Source organism: Actinocatenispora thailandica (genome assembly GCF_016865425.1).
In the GTDB taxonomy this organism is placed as follows: domain Bacteria; phylum Actinomycetota; class Actinomycetes; order Mycobacteriales; family Micromonosporaceae; genus Actinocatenispora; species Actinocatenispora thailandica.
Genome location: NZ_AP023355.1, coordinates 5,333,999 through 5,357,947, shown reverse-complemented (window position 1 = coordinate 5,357,947; position 23,949 = coordinate 5,333,999). Strand labels below are relative to the sequence as shown.

The 23,949-nt window shown below is 74.2% G+C and carries 19 protein-coding genes; 15 read left to right on the top strand and 4 right to left on the bottom strand.

The genetic code is table 11. The annotated features are described in order from the left end of the window. Positions 1-41: 41 nt before the first annotated feature. Positions 42-2,849: a helix-turn-helix transcriptional regulator gene (locus tag Athai_RS23790; RefSeq protein ID WP_203963553.1), complete on the bottom strand. Its 2,808-nt coding sequence runs from the start codon at positions 2,847-2,849 to the stop codon at positions 42-44. A 321-nt stretch (positions 2,850-3,170) separates the two neighbouring features. Here Athai_RS23790 and Athai_RS23785 point away from each other — a divergent pair, with 321 nt between their 5' ends. The 3 genes from Athai_RS23785 to Athai_RS23775 all read left to right on the top strand — a co-directional run bounded on the left by Athai_RS23785 (position 3,171) and on the right by Athai_RS23775 (position 3,958). Then, positions 3,171-3,314, top strand: a complete 144-nt coding sequence (locus Athai_RS23785; RefSeq protein ID WP_239157459.1) for a GPGG-motif small membrane protein — start codon at positions 3,171-3,173, stop codon at positions 3,312-3,314. 94 nt (positions 3,315-3,408) lie between these two features. Next, the gene (locus tag Athai_RS23780) at positions 3,409-3,705 is read left to right on the top strand and encodes a DUF6458 family protein (RefSeq protein ID WP_203963552.1); all 297 of its coding nucleotides are present in this window, start codon (positions 3,409-3,411) and stop codon (positions 3,703-3,705) included. Between the two features lie 79 nt (positions 3,706-3,784). Further along, positions 3,785-3,958 (top strand): CsbD family protein, encoded by a 174-nt coding sequence (locus Athai_RS23775; protein ID WP_203963551.1) that lies wholly within the window; start codon positions 3,785-3,787, stop codon positions 3,956-3,958. Between the two features lie 105 nt (positions 3,959-4,063). Here Athai_RS23775 and Athai_RS23770 read toward each other — a convergent pair whose 3' ends face one another. Further along, complete coding sequence (locus Athai_RS23770) at positions 4,064-4,810, bottom strand: hypothetical protein (RefSeq protein ID WP_203963550.1); 747 nt, start codon at positions 4,808-4,810, stop codon at positions 4,064-4,066. A gap of 159 nt (positions 4,811-4,969) precedes the next feature. Here Athai_RS23770 and Athai_RS23765 point away from each other — a divergent pair, with 159 nt between their 5' ends. The 7 genes from Athai_RS23765 (at position 4,970) to Athai_RS23735 (ending at position 14,653) form a co-directional block, all read left to right on the top strand. Then, entirely contained in the window at positions 4,970-6,088 is a 1,119-nt protein-coding gene (locus tag Athai_RS23765) for a sensor histidine kinase (RefSeq protein ID WP_203963549.1), read from the top strand. Continuing rightward, positions 6,085-6,750: a response regulator gene (locus Athai_RS23760; RefSeq protein WP_203963548.1), complete on the top strand. Its 666-nt coding sequence runs from the start codon at positions 6,085-6,087 to the stop codon at positions 6,748-6,750. Before Athai_RS23765 ends, Athai_RS23760 begins: the two co-directional genes overlap by 4 nt. 417 nt (positions 6,751-7,167) lie before the next feature. Continuing rightward, positions 7,168-8,148, top strand: coding sequence for a phospholipase D-like domain-containing protein (locus Athai_RS23755; RefSeq protein WP_239157122.1), 981 nt, complete (start codon positions 7,168-7,170; stop codon positions 8,146-8,148). Positions 8,149-8,449: 301 nt separating this feature from the next. After that, entirely contained in the window at positions 8,450-9,856 is a 1,407-nt protein-coding gene (locus Athai_RS23750) for a SagB/ThcOx family dehydrogenase (RefSeq protein WP_203963547.1), read from the top strand. Beyond that, on the top strand, positions 9,853-10,374 hold the full coding sequence (locus Athai_RS23745) for a hypothetical protein (protein WP_203963546.1): 522 nt from the start codon (positions 9,853-9,855) through the stop codon (positions 10,372-10,374). Before Athai_RS23750 ends, Athai_RS23745 begins: the two co-directional genes overlap by 4 nt. After that, positions 10,371-12,533, top strand: a complete 2,163-nt coding sequence (locus tag Athai_RS23740) for a cysteine peptidase family C39 domain-containing protein (protein ID WP_203963545.1) — start codon at positions 10,371-10,373, stop codon at positions 12,531-12,533. Before Athai_RS23745 ends, Athai_RS23740 begins: the two co-directional genes overlap by 4 nt. A gap of 8 nt (positions 12,534-12,541) precedes the next feature. After that, entirely contained in the window at positions 12,542-14,653 is a 2,112-nt protein-coding gene (locus tag Athai_RS23735) for an ATP-binding cassette domain-containing protein (RefSeq protein WP_203963544.1), read from the top strand. A gap of 33 nt (positions 14,654-14,686) precedes the next feature. On the opposite strand, the gene Athai_RS23730 is transcribed toward Athai_RS23735, so the two are convergent. Next, on the bottom strand, positions 14,687-15,433 hold the full coding sequence (locus Athai_RS23730; RefSeq protein ID WP_203963543.1) for a MerR family transcriptional regulator: 747 nt from the start codon (positions 15,431-15,433) through the stop codon (positions 14,687-14,689). A gap of 346 nt (positions 15,434-15,779) precedes the next feature. Here Athai_RS23730 and Athai_RS23725 point away from each other — a divergent pair, with 346 nt between their 5' ends. The 5 genes from Athai_RS23725 to Athai_RS23705 all read left to right on the top strand — a co-directional run bounded on the left by Athai_RS23725 (position 15,780) and on the right by Athai_RS23705 (position 21,132). Next, the gene (locus tag Athai_RS23725) at positions 15,780-16,175 is read left to right on the top strand and encodes a hypothetical protein (RefSeq protein WP_203963542.1); all 396 of its coding nucleotides are present in this window, start codon (positions 15,780-15,782) and stop codon (positions 16,173-16,175) included. 209 nt (positions 16,176-16,384) lie between these two features. Continuing rightward, positions 16,385-17,569 carry a YcaO-like family protein gene (locus Athai_RS23720; protein ID WP_203963541.1) on the top strand — a complete coding sequence of 395 codons (1,185 nt, stop codon included), beginning with the start codon at positions 16,385-16,387 and terminating at the stop codon, positions 17,567-17,569. After that, positions 17,566-18,921, top strand: a complete 1,356-nt coding sequence (locus Athai_RS23715) for a TfuA-like protein (RefSeq protein ID WP_203963540.1) — start codon at positions 17,566-17,568, stop codon at positions 18,919-18,921. The genes Athai_RS23720 and Athai_RS23715 overlap by 4 nt, the downstream gene beginning before the upstream one ends. 52 nt (positions 18,922-18,973) lie before the next feature. Further along, positions 18,974-20,287 carry a radical SAM protein gene (locus tag Athai_RS23710; protein WP_203963539.1) on the top strand — a complete coding sequence of 438 codons (1,314 nt, stop codon included), beginning with the start codon at positions 18,974-18,976 and terminating at the stop codon, positions 20,285-20,287. Beyond that, a complete protein-coding gene (locus Athai_RS23705) occupies positions 20,242-21,132 on the top strand; it encodes a radical SAM protein (protein WP_203963538.1) in 891 nt (296 codons plus the stop codon). Before Athai_RS23710 ends, Athai_RS23705 begins: the two co-directional genes overlap by 46 nt. A gap of 48 nt (positions 21,133-21,180) precedes the next feature. Here Athai_RS23705 and Athai_RS23700 read toward each other — a convergent pair whose 3' ends face one another. Then, the gene (locus tag Athai_RS23700) at positions 21,181-23,892 is read right to left on the bottom strand and encodes a LuxR C-terminal-related transcriptional regulator (protein ID WP_203963537.1); all 2,712 of its coding nucleotides are present in this window, start codon (positions 23,890-23,892) and stop codon (positions 21,181-21,183) included. Positions 23,893-23,949 lie beyond the last annotated feature (57 nt).

Here is a 23,949-nt window from a genome sequence, read left to right as displayed (position 1 = left end):
GGGCCGGCAGCCCACGGGCCGCCGGGTGATGTGCGCAGCGCTCAGGGCGACGGCGCATTGCGGGGCGACGGCGCGCTGCGGATCGCGTCGACGAGCATCGCCCGCGAGCGCACCCCGAGCTTGCGGTAGGCCCGGGACAGGTGCGCCTCCACGGTCTTGACGGTGACGTGCAACGCGGCGGCGATGTCGGCGTTGGTGGCGCCGGCCGCGACCAGCTCGGCGATCTGCCGCTCCCGCCGGGTCAGCTCGCCGCGGCCACCCGGCGCCGGTTGCCGGCCGGCGGCCGACTGCAGCTGGCGTTGCGCGCCGGCGACCATCCGGTGCAGCCACGGTGCCGGCATCGACGTGGCGAGCCGGTGGGCGCGGGCCAGCTGGTCGGTGACCGCCGACCAGCGGCCGGCCCGGGCGGACAGGGTGGCGGTGAGCAGCCGCGCGTACATCTCGTCCGGGGTCCAGCCGAGCGCGCCGAAGCCGGCGACGGCCTCCTCGGCGGCGTCGACGGCCGCGGCCAGGTCGACCTCGGCGAGCAGCCGGGCGCGCGCGGTCGCCACGTGCGCGTCGGCGCCGCGCAAACCCAGCGGCTCCGCGTGGCGGGCCGCCTCGCCGAGCCAGTGCCGCGCCCGCTCACGGTCGCCGCGGTCGAGGAACATCTCGCTGAGCACGGTGCACCAGTACGGCCGGTTGCAGACCTCGACCCAGGCCATCGTCTCGCCACCGCAGGCGCGCAGCAGCGTGTTCGGGTCCACGCCGGTGTCGCCGGCCGTGGCGGAGATCCGGGCGGCGACCCGGGCGGCGATCTCGGCGAACCAGTCCCGCTCGGTACCCAGCGGCCGGGCGAGGGCGTCGCGCACCACCGTGGCGGCCTCGGCCGGGCCCGACACGTACACCCGCGCGGACGCCTGGAACGCCACCGCCAGCACCACACTGGCACCACCCAGCCGGCGGGCCGCGTCCACGGCGTCCCGGGCCGCGTCCAGGGCCGTGTCGAAGGCGCCGAGCCGGCTGCTCGCGTACGAGCGGCCGACCAGCAGGTACGGCAGCAGGTCGGCGTGCCCGGCCCGGTCGGCGATCGCGATCGCCCGCTCGAAGTGGCGCAACGCCACCGCATCGCGCTCCAGTTCCAGTTCGGTCCAGCCGAGCATCCCGAACGGGTCGAGCAGCTGCACCAGGTGGCCGTCGCTCAACGCGTCCAGCGTGGCGGCCGCCGCGGGCAGGTCGGTCGGCACCGGCCCGCCGGTCATCGAGGTCAGGAACGCGCGCGCCACCTGCACGGCCGCGCGGTAGGCCGGGTCGGTGACAGCACCGACCGCGCGCTGCGCGAGTGCCACGAACTCGGTCACCGCCGCCGAACCGCCGAACGCCGCGCACATCGCACCCTCCAGCGCGAGCAGCACCACCTGCCGCGGGTCGCTGGTACCGGCCAGCTCGGCCTGCAGGGTCGCGACCGCCTCGGCGTAGCGACCCAGCAGCCGGGACAGCCGGGCCCGGACCAGCGCGTGCCGGGCCCGCTCGGCGGCCGGCGCCGGGGCGCGCAGGATCTCCTCGGCGGCGGCGAGGTCGCCGGTGGCGATCAGCTGGCGTGCCGTCTCGACCTCGATGGTGGCGACCAGGTCCGGCTCGGTCGGGCCGAGCAGCGACCGGGCCGCGGTCAGGTACTCCACCGCGACGCCCGGCGCCCGCGGCCCGACCTGCTGCGCGCAGTCGAGGAGCAGCCGCGCCGCCGGTACGTCCCCGGGCTGGGCGGAGCGCACCACGTGCAGCGCCCGTACCGGTGCGGTGCTGCCCCGGCGGCCGAGTTCGGCGGCGAGCCGGCGGTGCAGCCGCCGGCGCACCGAACCGGGCAGCTGCCGGTAGGCGAGGTTCTGCAGCACCGGGTGCCGGAACCAGAGGCGGCCGTCGTCGTCGAGCCGGAGCAGGTCCCGCTCCTGCAGCCGGTCCAGCGCCGCCTCGTACCGGTCGGCTCCGGCGCCGCCCGCGTCGTCGTACCGGCCCGCTCCGGCACTGGCCACGCCGTCGTACCGGTCGGCTCCGGCGCCGCCCGCGTCGTCGGTGCTGCAGGCGAGTACCAGGCTCGGCGGGCAGCCGTCGCCGGCGACCGCCGCCACCCCCAGCACCCGGGCCTGGTCCGGTGGCAGGCCGCCGACCTCGGCGCGCAGGGCCGCCACCGCCGGGCCCGCCGCGGCGTCGCCGCCGTCGATGCCGGTGCGCAATGCCAAGGCGTACAAAGGATTTCCGCCGGATGCGGCGTGGGTCTCGGTGAGCCGTGGCCCGGCCGGCAGGCCGACGAGGCGGCCGACGTCGTCGACCGACAGCGGGCGCAGCGACAGCAGCCGGTGCTCGACGGTCGGTGAGCGCAGCCCGAGCGCCTCGGCCAGCGCCGGCGGGTCCTGCCGGTGGCGGTGTGCCACGGCGGCGACCAGGCCGGTCTCCGGGGGGTCCAGCAGCAGCCGGCCGAGCAGGTCGAGCGAGGCGGAGTCGGCCCAGTGCGCATCGTCCAGGCACACCAGCGTCGGGCGGTCGAACGCCGCCCGTACCGCCCGGTACAGTTCCCAGCGGGTCAGGTCGGTGCCGCCGCGGTCGCCGTCGACGGCGATGCCGAGGCCGCGCAGCAGTGGGGTCAGCGCCGAGTACGGCACGCCGGTGGTCATCCGGGCGCCGGCGGCGTGCACGGCGTGCAGGTCGGCGCCGCGGGCCCGCTCGGACAGCGCGGTCAGCAGCCGGGTCTTGCCCATCCCCGGATCGCCGGCCAGTTCCACCAGCACTGCGGCGCCGGCCAGGCCCGACCGCACCGCCGCGTCGAGCGCCGCGAGTTCGGCGGCGCGGCCGACCAGCGTGGTACGACTGTCCATTCCGCGTCACCTTTCCCGCACGCCGTGTGTACCCATCTTCGGGCATGACCGCCCAGTCGGGCAGCCCCGTCCGAGCTGGGTACGAGTGCGCGAAGAACGCGCAATGCCAGGAAAAGTGGTGATTCGTTCTCGACGCCGATCCAAAACCGTGGCACGTCGAGGGTTAGAAACCGCGCCGGGTGGACATCACCAACATGACAACAAGTTGCCGTGCGGCAATTGATTGGGGTGTGGGTCCGCCCGCGGGCTCCGATCACGCCGGCCCGGCACCCGCCCGGCGGCCGGCGCCGCCGGGCGGGACCGAACGAGGGAGCCATGATGCTGAGCCTGCTGCTGTGGATTCTGGCAGTGATCCTGGTGGTCGCGGGCGTCGTCTCGCTGCTGCGGCGCCGGATTCTCTGGGGCGTCGTACTGATCGTCGTCGGCCTGCTGGTCGGCCCCGGCGGCGTGAGCATCTTCACGTGATCGAGCGACCGGTACGGCCCGGAGCCGGGGCGTCCGGAGATCGCGGGCCGCACCTGCCGCCCGGCTCCGTCCCGACCATTCGAGGAGGTGGCACATGAGCATCGGCATCGGCATCTTCCTGCTCGTCGTCGGCGCGATCCTCGCCTTCGCCGTGCACGCCAGCCTGGGCTGGATCAGCATCTCGGCCGTCGGCTGGATCCTGCTGGCGGCCGGCCTGGTCGACCTGGTCATCACGCTGGCCGTGTGGTCGCGCCGGAGGCGTTCGACCCGGCTGACCCAGCGGCAGGTGTACCGGAACGGGCAGCCGGTGGCCGGCACCGAACAGCGGCAGGTCGTCAGCGACGCGCCGCCGGCCGGTGCGGCCGATCCGCCACCGGACGTGCGGGCCTGAAGACGGCCGGGGCGCGGTCCCCGTCAACGGTGGGAGACGGCGGCCCCGGGAATCGGTGACACCACGAGGGGGATTTCAGATGGCAACGGATGACAAGGCGGCCAACAAGAAGGACGAGTTGGTCGGCAAGGCGAAGGAGAAGCTCGGCGAGGCCACCGACAACGAGCAGTGGCAGGCCGAGGGCAAGTCCCAGCAGGCGAAGGGCAACGTCAAGCAGGCGGGCGAGAAGGTCAAGGACGCCTTCCGCGACTGACGCAGCAGCGCCCGAACAGCAGCGCGGCCCGGCATCTCGCCGGGCCGCGCTGTCGCGCACCCTGGGCTGGCGGGTCCGCGCGCTCCGAGGGCCCGGCGCGGTCTGTCAGCCGAGCTGGCCGAGCACGACGGCGACCACGGCCAGCGGTACCAGGGCGACGACCACCGCGGGCCGTGGCCGCGGCGCGGCGGCCAGGGTGCGCAGGCCGAGCGGGACGAAGGCGACGGCGAGCCCGGCGGTCTCGACGACCGATGCCACCGTGCTGCCCTTGAGTACGCCGATCATCAGGCCGGCCATCAGGGCCAGCGCGGCACTCCGTGCCGGGCCCAGGGTCCGGGACAGATAGCAGCCGGCGGCCAGCACGATCCAGCCGGCCATGATGCACCCGGTGAGGCTGGACACGACGTACTCGGGGCGGGCGTAGTAACCGGCGACGGCGGTCGTGGCCGCGGCCACCCCGGCGGAGTCGACCAGCCCGAACGCGAAGGTGTTCGCGCCGTAGTGGAAGCTGCGGGCGAACAGGCCCAGCAGGACCAGCCCGGCGCCGCAGGCGGCCCACCGGGGCCGGGTGGCGCCGACCCGCTGGGCGACGGCCAGCACGCCGGGCCAGAGGCTGAGGATGCCGGTCAGGAAGGTCGCGTACGCCGCGTTCATCAGGGCGGCGTGCCGGCCGTACGCGGCGAGCTGGTCCGGGAAGAAGAACGGAACGCCCAGCCGCAGCAGGGTACCGGCCAGCAGCAGGATCGGCGCGACCGTCAAGGACAGTCCGGACAGCCACGGCCCCGGGAACCGGAACCGGTTCGTGCCGTCCGGAACGGATCGGTGGTACCAGCGTCGAGTCGGTTTCGTCATGGCCACCAGCGTGGGTGTCGGCACGGTCGTGCCGCATCGGTCCGGCGCCTGACATCGTCCCCCAGCGGGCCGGTCCGACGGTGCCCGCAGCGGTACCCCCGTGGTCTGTCAGCCCCCGGTACGACGCTTTCGGCCGCGGCGCGGGCTAGCGTGCCGGAGGTGATCGTCGATACGGGTGGGTGGCGCTGGCTCGCCGTGGACTCCGCGGCCGCGCTGCTGGTGGCCGCGGCGTGCGGCTATGCCGCGGTCGAGTCGGGTGCCGGTGGCGGGCACCTGGCGCTGGCGTTGGTGGTGGGGCTGCCGGTGGCGGCCCGGCGGATCTGGCCGCTGCCGATGGCGGGCGCGGCGCTCGCCGCCGGGCTGCTGGCCCTGGACCTCGGTGCGATCTCGACGGTGGCGACGCCGGCCCCCTACGCGGCGGTGGCTGCCACCCAGTACCTGGTGGGTGCCCGGTCCGGTAGTCGGGTGTCGGTCGTGGCGATCGTGCTGTCGGTGGTCGCCGCGGTGCTCGTGTCGGGCCGGACGCCGGGGTCGGCGGTGCTGGTCGCCGCGCTGGTGTGCGGGCCGTGGGCGGCCGGCAGGTACCTGCGGCACCGACGGGATCGGGCCCGCCGGGCAAGCGCCGAGCTGGCGGAGCAGGCGGTGGCCGAGGACAGGCTGCGCATCGCCCGCGACATGCACGACGTGATCGCGCACAACCTGTCCCTGATCGCGGTGAAGTCCAGCGTGGCGCGGCACGTGGCGGCGATCCGGCCGCAGGAGAGCCAGGATGCGCTGGCGGTGATCGAGACGACCAGCCGGGAGGCGCTGACCGAGCTGCGGCGGGTTCTGGGCCTGCTGCGTGCCGGTGCGGACACGATGGCGCCGGCCGGAACCGAGGACGACCTGCGGGACCTGGCGGAGCGGGCCCGGCAGGCCGGCGTCGAGATTGCCGTCGTGCTGCGACGGCCGGACCTGCCGCCGGACGGGGTACGCCGCACCGTGTACCGCATCGTGCAGGAGGCGCTGACCAACGTCGTCCGGCATGCGGGGCCGACCCGGTGCCGGCTCGTCGTGGCCGCCGAGCCGGCCGGGGTCACCGTCGAGGTCTGCGACGAGGGGCCGGCCGGGGCCCCGCCGGCGGCCGCGGTACCGGGTGCCGGCCACGGGCTGCGCGGGATGCGGGAGCGGGTCGCGGCCTACCACGGCAGCCTGGTGACCGAGGCCCGCGCGGGCGGCGGGTTCCGGGTGGCCGCGCGCCTTCCGTACCCGGCGGTCGGCGAGGATGGACGACCGTGACCGAACCGATCCGGGTGCTCATCGCCGATGACCAGACCCTGCTGCGGGACAGCTTCCGGGTGCTGCTCGACGCGGCCGACGGTCTCACCGTGGTCGGGGAGGCGGGTACCGGCGACGAGGCGGTACGGCTCGCATCGTCCGAGGCGCCGGACGTGGTGCTGATGGACGTCCGGATGCCGCGGATGACCGGGATCGAGGCCACCGAGCTGATCTGCGCCGGGACCGAGGTGCGGGTGCTGATCCTCACGACCTTCGACCACGACGAGTACGTGTACTCGGCGCTCCGTGCCGGCGCCTCCGGGTTTCTGCTCAAGGACACCTCGGCGGCCGACCTGCTGGCCGGGATCCGTCTCGTCGCGGCCGGCGAGTCGCTGCTGGCGCCGACGGTCACCCGGCGGCTGATCGCCCAGTACGTCGGTCAGCCGCGGCCGTCTCGGTCGTTCTCCCGGCGGCTGTCGGAGTTGACCGGACGCGAGCGGGAGGTGCTGGCCCTGATCGCGCGGGGGCTGTCCAACCCGGACATCGCCGCGCACCTGACCGTCAGCCCGGCCACCGTCAAGACGCACGTCGGCCGGCTGCTCGCCAAGCTCGACGCCCGTGATCGCGCCCAACTGGTCATCGCCGCGTACGAGACCGGGCTGGTCACCCCGGCCGGGGAGTGACCCGGCCGGGTATTCCTTTTGTCGGTTTATACCTTCATAATCGTCCTTGCGTGCTAAAGAAACCTTCGGGCGCGGCTCGCACGATCGTCCGCGCGGCAGGGGAGGACAGATGCGCCATCGACCGCTCGTCGCCGCGCTGGCCGTCGCCGCGTTCACCGCCCTGACCGTCGCAGCCGTTCCGGCGGGGGCTGCCCGGGCGGCCAGCCCGGAGCCGGTGATCGGACATGCCGTGTTCAACGACCCGGCCGGCTCCGCCGCCGCCCAGGACGCGGTGTTCACCCAGCTGGCCGGGCTGATCGAGCGGGTACCGGCCGGCCAGGACATCGAGCTGACCAGCTACGGCTTCGACGTCGTGGACGGCGACAACGCACCCGATCTCGCGGCCGACCTGATCGCCGCGTACCAGCGGGGGTGCACGTGCGCGTCATCGTCGACCACGCGTCCGCGGCCAACGCCCCGGTCGACACCCTGCGCACCGCGCTGGGCAGCGACGACACCGCCGCCTCCTACCTGGTCGACTGCAAGGACCAGTTCCCCGACGGGCCGGACCGCGGCTGCATCGGCACCCGCCAGTACCTGTGGCCGGGTACCAGCACGCCCACCACCGCCTACAACCACAACAAGTTCGCGCTGTTCTCGCAGGTGGCGCTGTCCTCCGGCACGGTCTCGGACGTCGTGTACCAGGCGTCGGCCAACATCGGCACCTGGGACTCCCAGGACGCCTACAACAACGCCTTCACCTACACCGACGCGCGCACCTACGGCTACTACCACCAGTACTTCGACGACCTGCGCAGCTACCGGCACAGCAGCAGCGGCGACAACGACTACTACCGCGACTCCGGCACCGGGACGAAGTACCGGGTCTTCTTCTTCCCGCGGCACGAGCCGGCCGGGGCCAGCTTCACCGACTCGTCCAGCGACACGGTCTACAACATCCTCCGGTCGGTGGCCTGCACGCACACCAATCCGGACGGATCGAAACACCAGACCCTGATCCGGGTCGCCAACTGGGCGCTGGACCGTACCGACGTCGCGCAGCAGCTCGACACGCTGGCGCAGGCCGGCTGCTGGGTGGACGTGGTCTACAGCAATGTCAGCTCCGGCGCGAACGCCGCCCTCAGCTCGGCGAAGAACCTGCAGGTCACCAAGTGCGACTACAGCACCGGCGGGCGGCGGATCCGGGTGCACTCCAAGTACCTGCTGATCAACGGCGGCATCACCGGCGACCCGGGCGCGCACCTGTGGACCGGCAGCCCCAACATCGCCTGGGGCGAGCTGCGGCAGGCCGACGAGGCGCTGCTGCGGGTGCTCGACCAGGGTGCGCACGACGAGTACCTGGCCGACTTCTGGCACCTGCGCGACACCTGCCGGGCCAACGGCGGCGTCGTCAAGTAGCCGGGGTTCACCCCGGCGACCGGGCCCGGAGAGCCTGGCCGGCCAGTCGTGGCCCACCCGGCCCAGGCGTGGTCGGCGACAGCTGGAGTTGCCCGTCGAACGCGGGAATCCGGACCGGCCGGCCCGAACCGGTACGACGGCCGTGCCCGGCTGCGTCGCGCGGCTGGGGCGCACCGGTCGCCCCGAACCTGCCGGCAGACCGGCGAACGGCGGCAGCAGGTGATGCCATCGCGACGACACGGCGGAACAGTTGGCTGCCACCGTGCGGCACGCCCGCACCGGAGCCGACACGATGCAAACCATGCGTGAGCGATTCCGGCTGCGTCGCGACGTGACGCTCGCCGGCGACGATGCCGAGTACCTCGGCCTTCGGCTGGGCGACTACGAGATCGCGCTGGCCGGCTGCGACCTGGCCAGCCGCGCGTTGCTGCTGCGGCTGGCCAACGGCTGGGTCGATGCCGAGTCCCTGCACCGGCTGCCCGGCGGGGCCGGCAGCCAGCCGCTGCGGGCGCGGGCACTGCTGCTGCGGCTGCTCGCGCTGTCGCTGCTGGACCGCCGGGCCGAGCTGCCCGGTCGGCCGCTGCTGGAGGTGCTGCCGCACGCGGCGCGGGTCGGTGCCGAGCGGCGATCGGGCCAGCCGTCCGTGCCGGCCAGCTGCCGGCTGTCCCGGTTCGTGGTGCTGCGGCCGGACGCGGCGGGGCTGGTGGCGCGTTCGCCGTTGAGCGCCACCGCGATCCGCTGCCTGGACCCGCAGCTGGTACGGCTGCTGTGCGCCGCCGCGACCGGCGAGCACACCCCGGCCGAACTCGCCGAGCAGCTGGACGTGGACACCGACTCGGCGCGCTCGATCGTCGCGGAGCTTGCGGCGGCGAGGATCCTCGTCTCGGCGGGGGTGCACACGACCGAGCACCACGCGCAGCCCTACCTGTTCTGGTCGGTCGAGGAGCTGCAGCTGCACGACCGGTCCCGGCCCGGCCGGCACGCGTTGCCGCTGGGCGGAACCCGCCGGTTCGAGGGGCGGGTGGCGCCGGCACCGCTGGCGAGCCACCGACCCTGCATCCGTACCGTCGAGCTGACCCCGCCGGATCCCGGAGCGGTGACCGGCGGCGACGCGACCCTGTCCGACCTGCTGGCAGCGCGGCGCAGCATCCGGGAGCACGACCCGGCACATCCGATCAGCCTGGCCCAGCTCGGCGAGTTCCTCTACCGGGTGCAACGGACCCGGTCCGCGGGCGTCCGGTACGGACAGGAGCTCGGCGCGCGCCCGTACCCGAGCGGGGGCGGCATCTGCGAGCTGGAGGTGTACCCGGCCGTCTGGCGCTGCGACGGACTCGCGCCCGGCCTCTACCACTACGACGGGCTGGCGCACCGGCTGGAGCTGCTCGGGGACGAGGCCGGCCGGCTGTCGGCGATCCTGGACTATGCCCGGGCCAGCCTCGGGGCCGGTGAGCTGCCGCAGGTGCTGCTCGTCGTCACGGCGCGCGTCGCCCGCCTGCTGTGGCGCTACGAGGGCATGGGGTACGCGATGACGCTCAAGCATGCGGGTGTGCTCACCGAGCTGATGTACCTGGTGGCCACCGCGATGCGGTTGGCGCCGTGCGCGGTGGGCGGCGGCGACTCCGTGGCGTTCGCGCAGCTGTCCGGGCTGGATCCGATCGAGGAACCCAGCATCGCGGAGTTCGCGCTCGGCTCGGTCGGTGCCCGGTGAGGTTCCGCGCGCAGGCGCTGCGCCACTACGAGCGGGGCGAGCGGCTCGACGAGCCGCTGCGGTTGGCGTCGGTTCCGGTGTGGATCGGGGCGCTGGTCGTGTTCGCCGTGCTGGTGGCGGGGGCGGGCTGGTCGCTGCTGGTCCGGCTGCCGACCGAACTCGCGGCCGACGGGGTGCTGCACCGGGATGCCGCTGGCTGGCAGGCGGAGGTGTCGGTGCCGTTCGCGGCGGTGGCGCCGGTACGGGCCGGGCAGCCGGTGTCGTTGACGCTGCGGTCGGTGCCGGCCGCGGTCTACGGCACGCTGTCCGGCCGGACCGTGGGCGTCTCGGCCGCGACGGCGACCAGTGCCGACGCGGCCCCGCGCGCGACCGTACGGATCCGGATCGCCGTCACCGCCGGCGGCGAGCCGCGCTGGTCGGGTGGTCCGCCGCCGTTCGCGGTGCCGCCCGGAACGCCGGTCCGGGCGCGGATCGTGGTGGCCCGGCAGCGGGCCATCGAGTGGGTGCTGGCGCGGTGAGTACCGGCTGGGCGCGGCTCACCGCGCGGGCCCGACGCCGTACCCCCGTCGTGATCCAGCTGGAGGCGGTCGAGTGCGGTTCGGCGGCACTGGCCTCGGTACTCGCCTACCACGGCCGGCACGTGCCGCCGGAGGAGATGCGGGAGGCGTGCGGGGTCAGCCGGGACGGTTCGACGGCGTCCGGGTTGCTGCGTGCCGCGCGCCGCTACGGCCTGGTGGCGAAGGGGTTTCGCTGCGAACCGGCCGCACTGGCGAACGTCGGGTTGCCGGCGATCCTGTTCTGGGAGTTCTCCCACTTCGTGGTCGTGGAGCGGCTGACCGAGCGGCGGGCGTACCTGAACGATCCGGCGAGCGGGCGGCGGGTGGTGGCCAGGACGGAGTTCGACGCCGCCTTCACCGGCGTGGCGTTGACGTTCGCACCGGGCCCCGACTTCCGCCGGGGAGGAAGCCGGTACCGGCTGTTGCCGGCGCTGGCCGGCCGGCTGCGCGCCGCGGTCGGCGCGGTGCCGGCCCTGGCACTGTTGACCGCGACGCTGGCCGCGTTGGCGTTGGTGTCGCCGATGCTGGCGCGGGTGTTCGTGGACCGGGTACTGGCCGCGGGGGCGACCGCGACCGACGCGACCGTCGTGCTGAGCACGATCGCCGCGGCTGGTGTGCTGACGATCCTCGCCGGGCTGTGCCAGCAGCGGCTGCTGGTGCGGGCCGAGTTCGGGGTGGCGGTCGGGCAGGCCGCTGACCTGATGGCGCACCTGATGCGGTTGACGATCGGCTACTTCACCCAGCGGCAGCCCAGCGACCTGACCCGCCGGGTGCGCAGCGTCGATCGCGTCGCGGACGCGGTGACCCGGCAGCTGGCCGGCATGGTCACCGACCTGCTCCTGGTCGCCGGCTACGCGGTCCTGCTCTGCTGGTACGACCCGGTCATCGGGCTGTGCGTGCTGTTGCTGGCCGGGCTGAACGTGGTCGTACTGCGGGTGTCGGCGGCGCGGCGGGTCGCGACCGCGGCGGCGGTGGAGGCGGCCCGGACCCGCCGGGACACCCTGCTGTACGGGACGGTCGCGCTGATCGAGCCGATCAAGGTCGGTGGCGGGGAGGACGATCGGTTCGCCCGGCTGGCGGCCGAACAGGCCGCGACACTGTCCGCCGAGCAGCGCGCCGCCGCACCGCTGGCGGTGCTTGGTGCGGTGCCGCCTCTGCTGGCCGCGGCGGGTACCGCGCTGCTGATCGTGCTCGGCAGCCGGCACGTGTCGCTGGGGACGCTGACGGTGGGGTCGCTGGTGGCCATGCAGAGCGTGCTCGCCGCGCTCCACCGGCCGCTGCAGTCGGTGATCGGCACCACGGCCGGGATGCAGCAGCTCGGCGCCGATCTGGCCCGGTTGCGCGACATCGAGCACGCCCGGCCGGCCGATCCGCCGCGGCCGGCCGGCCGCACCATCGGTACCGGCGTGCTGGTCGCCGACCGGGTCGACTTCGGGTACACCCCGGCCTCGGCGCCGGTGCTCGCCGGCTTCACGGTGCGGGTGCCGCACGGCGGCTGGGTGGCACTGGTCGGGGCCACCGGGTCCGGCAAGTCGACGGTGGCGCGGCTGCTCGCGGGTCTCTACCGGCCCCGTTCCGGCCGGGTCACGGTCGACGGCATCGCACCCGACGAGGTCGACCCGGCACACTGGGCGGCCCGGGTGGCGATGGTCGACCAGGTCCCGTCGCTGTTCTCCGGCACGGTGCGGGAGAACGTCACCATGTGGGACCCGGACGTCGACGAGGGTGCCGTACTGCGGGCGCTGCGGCTGGCCGAGCTGGACCGGGAGGTGCTGGCGCGGCCGGGTGGGCTGGACGCGGTCGTCACCGAGCGCGGCGCGAACTTCTCCGGTGGCCAGCGGCAGCGGCTGGAACTGGCCCGAGCCCTGGTCCGCGAGCCGGCGGTGCTGATCCTGGACGAGGCGACCAGCGCGATGGACCCGGAGACCGAGCTGCGGGTCGACGAGAACCTGCGCCGGATCGGCGTCACCTGCTTCACCGTCGCGCACCGGTTGTCCACGATCCGGGACGCCGACCTGATCCTGGTGCTCGACCGCGGCCGGGAGGTCGATCGCGGCCGGCACGAGCAGCTGATGCGGTGCAGCGAGACGTACCGCCGCCTCATCCGGTCGAGCGAGTAGGGGGTCGCGTGGACGACAGGGACTATCGCCGCGCCGTGGCCGTGCTGCGGGCGTTGACCACCGGCACCGGCCACCCGGTCCGGGTACCGCTCGGCCCGGCGCCGGCCGATCCACGCGCCGCGGTGGCGGCCGTCGCCGGCCGCAGCGGGATCCGGCTGCACCGCATCACCCTGGGGCCGGCGTGGTGGCGGGTGAACCTCGGGCCGCTGCTGTGCTGGACCGGCGCACCCGTACGGCCGGCCGTCCTGCTGTTCCGCGGCCGGTGCTACCGCCGGGTCGATCCGGATACCGGGGCCGTGCAGAGGATCTCGGCCGCCGTGGCGGCCGAGCTGGGTGACTGCGCGGAGCGGCCGGTGCTGCCGGTCCCGGCCGGTACCGGTGCCGGCGGGCTGCTGCGCCGTGCGCTGCACGGCAGCCGGGCCGAGCTGGTCCGGCTGGTCCTGGCCGGTGCGCTGGTCGCGGCGTTCTCGCTGGCCACCCCGCTGGTCAGCGGCGTGGTGTTCGGTGCGCTGGTCGACGGCGCCGGGGTGTCGCTGCTGTCCGGGCTGACCCTGGCCTACGGCGCGGCGTCGGTGCTGGCCAGCCTGCTCGGCGTGGCGGCGAACCTGCGGGTGCTGCGGCTGGAGGGCATCCTGCGGTACGACACCGAGCTGCCGCTGTGGGATGCGCTGCTGCGGCTGCCCGCCCGGTTCTTCACCCACCGCGGCGCGGGGGAGATCACCGACATCGCCCTGAGCATGTCGGTGACCCGCGACAACCTGGCCGGGCTACCGGTGCAGCTGGTCGGCGCCACGTTCACGGTGCTGCTGGAGTTCGTGCTGCTGCTGGTGGTCAGCCCGGTGCTGGCGGCGCTGGCGGCGGCGCTGATCGGGCTGGCGCTGCTGGCCCTGCTGCCGCTGTTCCGGGTCGCGGCGCGTCGTCAGCGCGAGGCGCTGCCCCGCGAGTTCGGCATGATCACCCTCACCAACCAGGTGCTGTCCGGGATCGAACGCATCCACCTGTCGGCGGCGCAGCGCCGGGTGTTCGACCGGTGGTCCGGCCGCAACCGCGAGGCGCAGCGGTCGGTACGGCGGGTGCGCTGGGCCCATGCGCTGCCGACCGTGCTGGCGTCGATGCTGCCGATGGCGGCCCAGCTGATCCTGTACGCGCTGGCCGTCGGCCCGGCGTCGGCCATCCTGACGCCGCAACGGTTCTTCACCGTCAACGCCGCGTTCGGCCTGCTGTTCGGTTCCGCCACGGTCCTGTTCGCCGGCGCCGCCACGGTGGTGCTGGTACTGCCCCGAATGAACTGGGTGGGTACGGTGCTGGCCGCGCCACGGGAGCGGCAGGAGGCCGGCGCCGATCCGGGTGCGCTGCGCGGTGCGATCGGGTTCCGGCAGGTCTCGTTCGGCTACCGGTCGGACGGGCCGGCGCTGATCCCCGACCTCGATCTGGAGATCGCGCCGGGGGAGTTCGTCGCGGTGGTGGGCCCCAGCGGAAGCGGCAAGTCGACGCTGCTGCGGCTGCTGCTGGGGTTCGAGACCCCCTCGGCCGGCCAGGTCCGTTACGACGGGCGCGACCTGGCGACCCTGGACCTGGCCGCGGTGCGCCGCCAGTGTGGCGTGGTGCTCCAGCACTCCAGCCTGCTGCCCGGTACCGTGCGGGAGAACGTGGCCGGCGGTGACGGCGACCCTGCCGAGGTGCAGCGCGCCCTTCGCCTCGCCGGGCTCGCCGACGAGGTCGCCGGCTGGCCGATGGGCCTGGAGACGATCGTCGCCGCGGGCACCAGCACCGTGTCGGTCGGCCAGGCGCAGCGGATCCTGCTCGCCCGGGCGCTGGTGCGCCGGCCGCGGATCCTGCTGCTGGACGAGGCAACCAGCGCGCTGGACAACCGCACGCAGCAGGTCGTGGTGGCCAACCTGGCCGCGCTGCGGGTGACCCGGCTGGTGGTGGCGCACCGGCTGTCCACGGTGCTGGACGCCGACCGGATCGTCGTGCTGGACGAGGGCCGCATCGTGCAGCAGGGCACGCCGGCACTGCTGCGGGCGGACACCACCGGCCCGTTCCACCGGCTGGCGCGGCGGCAGCTGCTGACCGACCCCGAACCGGACGCCCGGCGCTACGACGCGGTCGCGGACTGAAGCGCGAACGCGCCGCCAGGCCGGACGATCCGGTCAGCCGTTGTCGATGCGCCGGTCGACGGACACCAGCCGGCTGGGCGCGAAACGCTGCGCGATCAGGTCGCCGACGATGTCGTCGGCGATGTTCTCCAGCGTCGCCCGAAACGACTCGGTGAGCATCGCGATCAGCGCGCTGGCCAGCTCGACCGCGGCGCTGTCCAGGTCGGCCCAGGACCGCTGGCTGCTGCCGACCCCCGAGGTGGTGGCGACGACGCGGGTGCTGACCGAGCGCATCAGGTCGTCGCCGAGCGGCCGCAGCCGCTCCAGCGTCTCGGCGAGCAGCACGATCGCGGTGGTCGGGTCCACCCCGGAGCGCCCCAGCGCCAGGGCCGCCTGCAGCGCGCGCGGCCGTACCGGATGGGCGACGCCGGCTTCGGTGCGGCTCACCACGCCGTGCCGGGCCAGCGCGTACATCAGGGTGGGCTTGTCCTGGCCGAGCCGGCGCAGGGTGGCGAGCAGGGTGCTGTCGCTGGGCGAGTCGCCGGCCACGCCGAGCATGGCGCCGATCGCGGCCAGGTTGAACCCCTGCCGTTGCAGCGTTCGTATCGTCCGCAACCGGCCGACGTGCTGCTCGTCGTAGTAGACCAGCCGGCCCTGCCGGCACGGCGGCGGCAGCAGCTTGCGGCTCTGGTAGGCGCGGATGTTGCGTGCGGACATGCCGACCGTGGCGGCCAGCTCGGTCACGCTGTACCGGCGGGACCGACCGGCCGCGATCGGCACCGCGGCGACCTCGTCGTTCATGGTTGTCTCCTCCCCAGGTACCTGTCCGACCGTAGAGCCATCGGGGCGGAGCGCACATTCGGGTAAACCCTCGATTCGGCTCCCGGGCGGCCGGATTGGCACCGATTCGTGCAACGGCGACGGCAGATCGTGCGATCGACCGCGCTCGATGCCTCCGGCGCTGCCGGCGACCGGGCTCGATTCGCTGCCGCGGCCGGTACCGGCGACGGCACCGACCCGGTCCGCGTGCGAGCACCGCCACGGCTGAACCCGCTGCCATCCCGGCCGGGCCCTTCTCGTTGCCACGAAACGGATCTAGCTTTCTCCCGGAGGTGCCACCAGGCGCTGCCGACAGTGAGGAGAAGCCATGAGCGACAAGGAACTCGACCAGACACCGGAGCGCCGGTTCATCGAGGCGTACTCGGACATGGTGATGGCCGTGTGGCGGGACGAGGCGGAGGCGGCGCGGCTGGAGAGCGACCCGCGCGGCTACGCGATCGCCGCCGGGCTGACGGTCGCCGACGGTGCCGAGGTCGTCCTCGACCGCAGCCAGCCGAGCGAGGTGCTCACCCAGGAGCAGGTCCTGGCCGACTGGAACGCGACCCCCGGTCGGCACGTCCTGCATGTGCCCGGTACGCCGCTGATCGACCTGAGCGAGCTGACCGAGGACGAGCTGGACCTGGTCGCGGCCGGCTACAACGCCGCCACCGCACCCGGAAACAACAACAACAACCACAACAACGTCATCGTCCTGATCGTCTGACCGGCCGCGCGGTCGGGCCGGCGACCGGGACCGCCGGCCCGACCGTTGCACCGATGGATGGCGTCGCCGGCAGCGCCCGCCAGCGTCTCGTGCGGGACCGGCCGGATGCGCATCCGCTGTCTTCCGGTCGAACCGCGTTGCTGCTGTAGTGGCTGCGAGTCCAGCGGATGCGCCCGGCGTCGAACCGGGTTCGCGGGCAGGGAGGGTCCATGACGGTGGCAGCCGGTTTCCATGCGGCGAGCGGCATCGACCGGATCGTGCTGCGCAGCGGTACCTACCGGGTCAGCGAGGCGGAACGTACCTGGGAGCGCATCCGCCCGGTGTTGCCGATGCTGGGCATCACCCGCATCGCCGACATCACCGATCTGGAGGACTTCGGCATTCCCACGCACACCGGGCTGCGCCCGACGGGTGCCACCGTGGCGGTGAGCATGGGTATGGCGATCGACCCGGCCCAGTCGCGGGTCAGCGCGGCGATGGAGTCCATCGAGGCCTGGCACGCCGAGAACCCGGGCGTGGCACCGGTTGCCCGCGGATCGGCACACGATGTCGGACTGCCCTACGACGTGCGTTCGCTCAACCTCGCGGCCGGGTCGCTGCTCACCGAGCACACCGTGCTGGACTGGGTGGCGGGGACCGGGTTGCTCACCGGGACCCGGATGCTGGTGCCGGCGGATCTGATCCTGCTCGACTCGGTGCGGCAGCGCACCCTGGCGCTGGCCCTGTTCGTCCCGACCAGCAACGGAAACGCCTGCGGGAACTCGGTGACCGAAGCCGCCCTGCACGGGCTGCTCGAACTGGTCGAGCGGGACTGCATCAGCGATCTGGTGGAGCGCTCCGCGGTCGACCGGATCGGCGTCGATCCGGACTCCTCGACCAACGAGACGACCGGGCAGGTGGTGGCCGCGCTGCACCGCACCGGCTGCCGGATCGAGCTGATGGACATCACCAACCCGGTCGGTGTTCCCTGCTACAGCGGGCGGATCTGGGCCGACGGCTATCCGGCCAACTACGGCGGGTTCGGCTGCCACCTCGATCCGCAGATCGCGGCCGGCCGCGCGCTGGGTGAGGCGATGCAGTCGCGGCTCGCTGCGGTCGCCGGGGCCCGCGACGACATCGTGCTGGCCGCCTACGACGAGCGGCCCGCGGCGCCGCCACCGGACTTCTCCTTCGGCTCCGTGGTACCGATCCGGCCCCGGCCGGCGGGACTGCCGGACTCGGCGAGCGCGGCGCTGGGGTGGCTCGCCGAGCGGGTACGCCGGCACACCGGGGTCGAGCCGTTCGCGGTCGACCTCAGCCGTCCCGAGGTCGGCGTGCCCGCGGTCAAGGTGTTCGCGCCCGGGCTGCGGCTGTTCCCGCTGGACGGCCTGTCGTTCGCGGACGGTGAGGCATGAGCGACTACCTCTTCCTCGGACCGTCGCTGTCGCCTGCCGAGGCCACCGAGCTGCTGCCCGGCGTGACCGTGCTGCCGCCGATCCGGCACGGCGACCTGTTCCGGGTCGACGCCGGCGAGGGCGACCGGGTGCTGATCGTGGACGGCTTCTTCCTGCACACCGCTCCGGTGCGGCACAAGGAGATCCTCGGTACGCTCGCCGCGGGTGCGGTGGTCGCCGGTGCCGGCAGCATGGGCGCGCTGCGCGCCGCGGAACTCTGGCCGTACGGGATGCGCGGGGTCGGTGCGGTCTTCGAGTTGTACCGGGACGGCGTGGTGACCGGCGACGACGAGGTCGCCGTCGTGCACGCGCCGCAGGAGGACGGGTACCGGTCGCTGAGCGAACCGCTGGTCAACATCCGGCTGTCGCTGCGGGCCGCGGCGGAGTCGCACGCGATGACCGTGGCGGCCACCGAGCGGGTACTCGCCGCCGCCCGCGCGCTGCCGTTCCGCGCCCGGTCGCTGCGCGCCCTGCAGCGGCTGGCCGCCGGCGCCCATCCGGCCGCCGACGACATCCGCACGTTCCTGGACTGGCATCGGCGGCGCCGCCCGGACGCGAAGGCCAGCGACGCGCGCGCCCTGCTGGCCGCGGCGGCGGCCGGCTCCCTCGCGCCGCACGGCCCCGGGGACGCGCCGATCGACAACGTCGGCACCGGCAACCAGCGGCGGTGGTGGCTGGAGCAGAGCCGGCCGGCCGCCGACGGGGTCAGCCGGCTGGACCTGGTGCTGGCGATCATGCTGCTGCACCCGGAGTATCCGGCGCTGCTTCGCCGTGCGGTGCTGGCCAGCCTGACCGGTCTGGCGCCGGGCGACCCGGACCTCACCACCCGGGCCGTGGCCTGGCTGCGTGAGCACGGCCTGATGACCGGGTTCGACGCCGACTGGTTGTCGATGGCCGAACGCCGCGTCCTGGACCCGGCGGCCGGTGCGCTCACCGCCATGGTCCGGGCCGGTGGTGCCTGGCGGCTGCCGGAGCTGTCGCCGCCGCCGTTCGCCGACCGGTTGGACCGCCCGGAACTGTGGCGGGCGGCGGCCCGGGTCGTCGAGCTGGCCGGGCGGGCCAACGCGTGGCTGCCCACCACCGGCGGCGCCCGGCGGCTGCACTTCCGGCCCGAGGTCGTCGATGCCTGCTTCGCCCGGCTGTGGGGGTGCGAACCCGCGGAGATCGACAGTGCCGCGCGGGACCGCGGCTTCCCGACCCCGAGCCTGTACCGGCGGCATGCCGAACGGTACGTGGCGCTGCTGAAGACCGGCGGCCCCGGCCCGCTGCCGCCGTTGCTGGGGCTTGCCGCGACGGCCCCGGCCGAGCGATGACCCCGCCACAGCCGCCAGCACCGCCGACCGACCGACTGCCCTGGGAGAGCCCATGCCTGCACCGAAGGTTGCGCTGATCTATCCGCCGGTCACCGATCCGACCTCCGGGTACCACTCGCTGTGCTACCTGGACACCTACGCGCGCTCGCGCGGGTTGCCGGCCGCGGACATCATCGACGCGAACATCGAGGCGTTCCACCACTCGTACACCGACGCCGCGGTGGCCGACCTGGCCGCGAGGCTGAGCGAGCCGGTGGCGCCGGACCCGCTCGGCTTCTACCGGCTGGAGCAGTTGCAGGCCGAACGGCTCGCGGTCGGTGATCCCGACCCGGCGGCGATCCGGGCCGCGGTGGCCACGATGCAGGATCCCGTCCGCTTCTACGACTACGACCAGTACCGGCACGCGGTCGACTCGATCACCGCCTGGATGAACTGCGTCGGCGCGATGGGTTATCCCGGCCAGTTCCGCAGCGGGTTCAGCCCGAACGCCCCGGCGCCGATGATGCTCGGTTCGATGAAGGTGCTGCGGCGCGAGGCGGCGATCGCCCGGATCAACCGCCCGTTCCAGCACTACTACGAGAACTCGCTGCTGCCGCGGCTGGCCGGCCGCTACGACGTGGTGGGCATCAACGTGACCTACCAGTACCAGCTGCCGTACGCGCTCTGGTTGATGCGGTTGATCCGGCGGGCGATGCCGGACGCGTTCCTGATCGCCGGCGGTACCGAGATCTCCGACACCTGGAAGTACATGGTGGACAAGTCGCGGCTGTTCGAGCTGTTCGACGAGCTGGACGCGGTGGTGGTCGGCGAGGGGGAGACCGCCTACGAGCACATCCTGCGTTCCCGGGCCGCCGGTGAGCTGCCGGCCGGGCATGCCAACGTCCGGCTGCACCCGCGGCACGGCGCGGTGCGCTCGCTGCCGCTGATCTACGAGCCGATCCGGGACCTGCCCACGCCGGACTTCAGCGGGCTGCCCTGGGACTCCTACCTGAGCCCGGAACGGTTCGTCTACTACTCGCCCACCCGCGGCTGCTACTGGAACAAGTGCACGTTCTGCGACTACGGGCTCAACGGGGACAGCCCGACGAGCCCGTGGCGGCAGAACACCGTCGACCTGATGATCAGAGACGTCCAGCGGCTGTCCGAGGTCGCCAAATTCGTCTACTTCTCGGTCGACGTGCTGGCCCGGCGGCGATCCTGCGGTTCGCCGAGCAGGTCGTCGAGCGCGGCATCGACGTGCGGTGGGGCGCCGAGATCCGGCTGGAGAAGTACTGGTCGGCGGAGCGCTGCGCGCTGCTCAAGCGGGCCGGCTGCACCGCGGTGTCGGTCGGTTTCGAGTCCGGCAACCAGCGCATCCTCGACCTGATCGACAAGGGCATCACACCGGCGCAGGTGCGTACCACGATCGAGGCGATGTCCGGCGCCGGTATCGGGGTGCAGATGATGGCCTTCACCGGGTTCCCCAGCGAGACCGCGGCGGAGGCGATGGACACCGTGAAGTTCCTCGCCGACAACCGGAAGTCCTGGACCTACGGCGGGGTGGGTACCTTCGTGCTGACCTCCGGTGCGATCGTGGCCCGGCACCCGGAGCGGTTCGGGATCGAGAACCTGCGGCCGATCCCGGACAGCGACATCCACCGGGTGCTGCTCTACGACGAGCCGGGGGTCGCCGAGGCGGACCGGCGGCGGGTCGACGCGGCGAAGCAGGCGCTGGACCCGTGCGACTACCCGCGACCGTGGATGAGTGCCACCGACACCCCGCACACGTTCTTCTACCACGGCCGGTACGGCACCGAGGTGCGCGAGCTGACCCAGGCGGCCAAGCGGCTCACCGCGGCCGACCAGCACACCGCGTACCAGGCCAACGGCGAGTTCGTCGGGCGCCCCGACGATGCGCTGCTGACCGCCTACCGGGACGAGCACGGGCTGTTCGAGGGTGACACCCCGCCGGCCGGGTGTGCGCTGTTCCGCCGCGCCGACGGGCAGCTGTTCCTGATCCCGGCGAACGTGGAGCGCGTGTTGCGCAACTTCACCGCGCCGACCAGCCTGGCCGAGGCGACGGCCCGGACCTGGCTGGCGGACTCGACCCGGCTCTGGCGGCTGTACGCGTCGTTCGTGGCCGAGCGGCTGCTGCGCCGGGCATCGCGGGCGAGTTCGCCCGAGGTGGGCCGGGCGCCCGCGGGTGCGGCGCTCCCACTCGCGGTGCGTTGAGCCTGATCGCCGGCGGGTCGCCCGGTACGGCGGCCGACCCGCCGGCGATCAGCACTGCTCCAGCGCGTCCGGGTGGCCCAGCAGCAGCGTCACCAGTTGGGTTCGCGACCCGGCGCCCAGCTTGCGGTACACGTGTGTCAGGTGCGCCTCGACGGTCTTCACCGTGACGCAGAGCCTCTCGGCGATCCGCGCGTTGCTGGCCCCGGTGAGTACCAGTCGGGCGATCTCCCGCTCGCGGCGGGTCAGCGGCGATCCCGGATGCGCCGACGACCGGCCCGCGAGGCCGCCGATCCGCCGCTGTTGCTCGATCGCCGATCGGCGCAGCCGTTCGGACCCGGTCGCCTCGGCCAGCCGGCGGGCCGCACCCAGATGGTCCTGCGCGTCGCGCCACCGCCGGCAGCGCCCGGCGGCGATCGCGGCGAACAGGTGGGCGTCGGCCTCGGCGATCCGCCAGCCGAGCGACTGGTAGGTCGAGATCGCCGTGCCGGCCGCCGGCAGTGCCGCTTCCGGCCGGCCGCGGTGTTGCAGCCAGCGGGCCCTGGCGAGCCGCGCGTGCGCCGACATGCCGGGTAGCCCGAGCCCGCGGGCCTGCCAGAGCGCCTGGGCAACCCACCGCCGGGCGGCGGCGTCGTCGTGTCGCCGGATGGCCAGTTCGAACAGGACGCTCGACCAGTACGGCCGCGTCGCGCGCGGCACCAGCCCCAGCGACGCGCCACCGCAGCAGGCCAGCAGCGCCGCCTCCGATCCGCGCAGCCGGGCCAGCGCACGCTGCGGCAGCGATCCGTACCAGGTCGCGGCGGTCGGGGGCGGCGGGTCGGCCCCGGCGTTGCCGGCGGAGCTACCGTCCCGCTCGGCGAGCGCGGCGGCCAGCAGCGCGGTAGCCAGCGTGCCGAGATGACCCGGCGGCGAACCCTCGACGGCGCGCAGTGCGTCGCGCAGGTCGGCCACGGCGTGCCCGACCGACCCCAGCCGGAGCGCGGCGGCGCCCCGGCCGACCAGCAGCCGGGGCAGCAGGTCACCGCGCCGGGCCGTACCGGCGGTGCGCAGCGCCTGATCGAAGTGGTGCCGGGCTCGACGGTCGTGTTCGAGCAGCAGTTCGCTACCGGCCACGATCATCGCGAGGTCCGGGGCCGGGTTGGGCATCGCGTCCAGCGCGGTCGCGACGGGTTCGAGCGCCGCCAGCGCCGCGGTGCGGTGCCCGGCCGCGGCGGCTGCCAGTGCCTGGATCGCCGAGACGGTACGGAGGCCGGGGTCGTCGCCGCGTTCGGCCGCGGCGCGCCGGGCCTCGGCGACGAGTTCGTCGGTACCGGATGCGTTGCACAGCACGGCATCGAGGGCGGCCTCGGTGAGCAGCGGCAGCCGGCCCGCGGCGCCGGGTTCCGCGGTCAGCCTGGACCGTACGACGGTGAGCGCCTCGTCGGGGTGGCCGAGCAACCGCTGGCACCGGGCCCGGGTGGTGGCGGCCCGGTCGCGCAGCTCGGCCGGGCCGGCCGGCGGGTGCCGGTCCAGCAGGTCGCTCGCCTCGTGCAGGGCGCCACCGGACGCCATCGCCTCGGCCAGCTCCACCCGGGTCTCGGCGACCTGGTCGGCATCGGGCGGCAGCAGGTCCAGCGCGCTGCGGAGCAGTTCCGCGGCCCGCAGCGGATTCCGGGCGTGGCTCTGCCGGCCGGCCGCCCGCAGGGCTTCGACCGCGGCGTTGTCGCTGCGGGCGGCGGACAGCCGGACGTGCTCGGCGTAGTCGGCGGCCGGGTAGCCCCGGGATCGCAGCAGCGTGGCGGCGGCGGCGTGCAGCCGCCACCGCTCGCCGGGCCCGAGCCGCCGGTAGGCGATCATCGCCACCAGGGTGTCCCGGAAGCGCAGCCCGTTCGTCCCGTCGCTGCGCAGCAGGTCGTGGGCGACCAGCGCGTCGATGCTGCGGGCCGCGTCAGGGCCGGCCGCCAGCGCGGCGACCTCCTCGACGGCCAGCGGTGCGGTGGGCCAGTGGCCACGGGTGCGCTGGCCGCACGCGAGTACCGAGGCCGCGGCCAGGCACCGCTGGTGCCGGTCGGCCACCGCCGACAGTTCGGACCCGGTCTGCTCGATCGCCGACTGGGCCGCGGCGGTCAGCCACGCCGGTGCCGCCGCGCCGGCCAGTCCCGACGCGGTGACCAGGGCCAGCCGCGGGTTGCCCGCGCACAGCGTGTACAGGGCGGTGTCCTCGGCCAGGCCGCTGAGCCTGGTGACATCGGCCGGCGACAGCGGCGGCAGGGTGAGCCGGCGCTGCCGGGTGGCCCGGGACAGCCGGTCACGCATCCGCGGCGAGCACTGCCGCGGCCGGTACGCGACGACGGTGAGCACGCCGTCCGGCGGCTCGCTCAGCAGCCGGCCGAGCAAATCGACCGAGTCGGGGTCGGACCAGTGCGCGTCGTCGAACAGCAGCAGCCGCGGCGCCGGGAGCCGGGTCAGCCAGTCGGCCACGGCGCGGTGGACCCCGCCGGGGTCGCGGGTCTCGGCGCCGGATCGGGTCAGGATCTCCCGGGTGAGGCCGTGCGGCCGGGCCGGCGCGAACCGATCCCCGCTGGCGGTGACGACCGACGCGCCGGTACCGGCCGAGCGGTACGCGAGCTGGTCGAGCAGCGCGGTCTTGCCGCTGCCCGGGTCGCCCAGGATCTCGATCACCGCGGAGACACCGTGGCCGGCGGCGTGCAGCGCGATCGCCAGCTCGTCGAGCTGGCGATCCCGCCCGACGAGGGGCCGGGGTGTGGCTGCTGGCTTTCGCACGCGGACTCCCGGCTGGCCGGCACGCACGGCGTCGCCCGCCAGCACACCTGCCGATGT

Bases quoted from the DNA above. Each gene is read 5' to 3' on its own strand.
- Athai_RS23790 (WP_203963553.1), bottom strand. From the start codon at position 2,849: ATGGACAGTCGTACCACGCTGGTCGGCCGCGCCGCCGAACTCGCGGCG.
- Athai_RS23780 (WP_203963552.1), top strand. From the start codon at position 3,409: ATGAGCATCGGCATCGGCATCTTCCTGCTCGTCGTCGGCGCGATCCTC.
- Athai_RS23775 (WP_203963551.1), top strand. From the start codon at position 3,785: ATGGCAACGGATGACAAGGCGGCCAACAAGAAGGACGAGTTGGTCGGC.
- Athai_RS23770 (WP_203963550.1), bottom strand. From the start codon at position 4,810: ATGACGAAACCGACTCGACGCTGGTACCACCGATCCGTTCCGGACGGC.
- Athai_RS23750 (WP_203963547.1), top strand. From the start codon at position 8,450: ATGCGTGAGCGATTCCGGCTGCGTCGCGACGTGACGCTCGCCGGCGAC.
- Athai_RS23730 (WP_203963543.1), bottom strand. From the start codon at position 15,433: ATGAACGACGAGGTCGCCGCGGTGCCGATCGCGGCCGGTCGGTCCCGC.
- Athai_RS23725 (WP_203963542.1), top strand. From the start codon at position 15,780: ATGAGCGACAAGGAACTCGACCAGACACCGGAGCGCCGGTTCATCGAG.
- Athai_RS23720 (WP_203963541.1), top strand. From the start codon at position 16,385: ATGACGGTGGCAGCCGGTTTCCATGCGGCGAGCGGCATCGACCGGATC.
- Athai_RS23715 (WP_203963540.1), top strand. From the start codon at position 17,566: ATGAGCGACTACCTCTTCCTCGGACCGTCGCTGTCGCCTGCCGAGGCC.
- Athai_RS23710 (WP_203963539.1), top strand. From the start codon at position 18,974: ATGCCTGCACCGAAGGTTGCGCTGATCTATCCGCCGGTCACCGATCCG.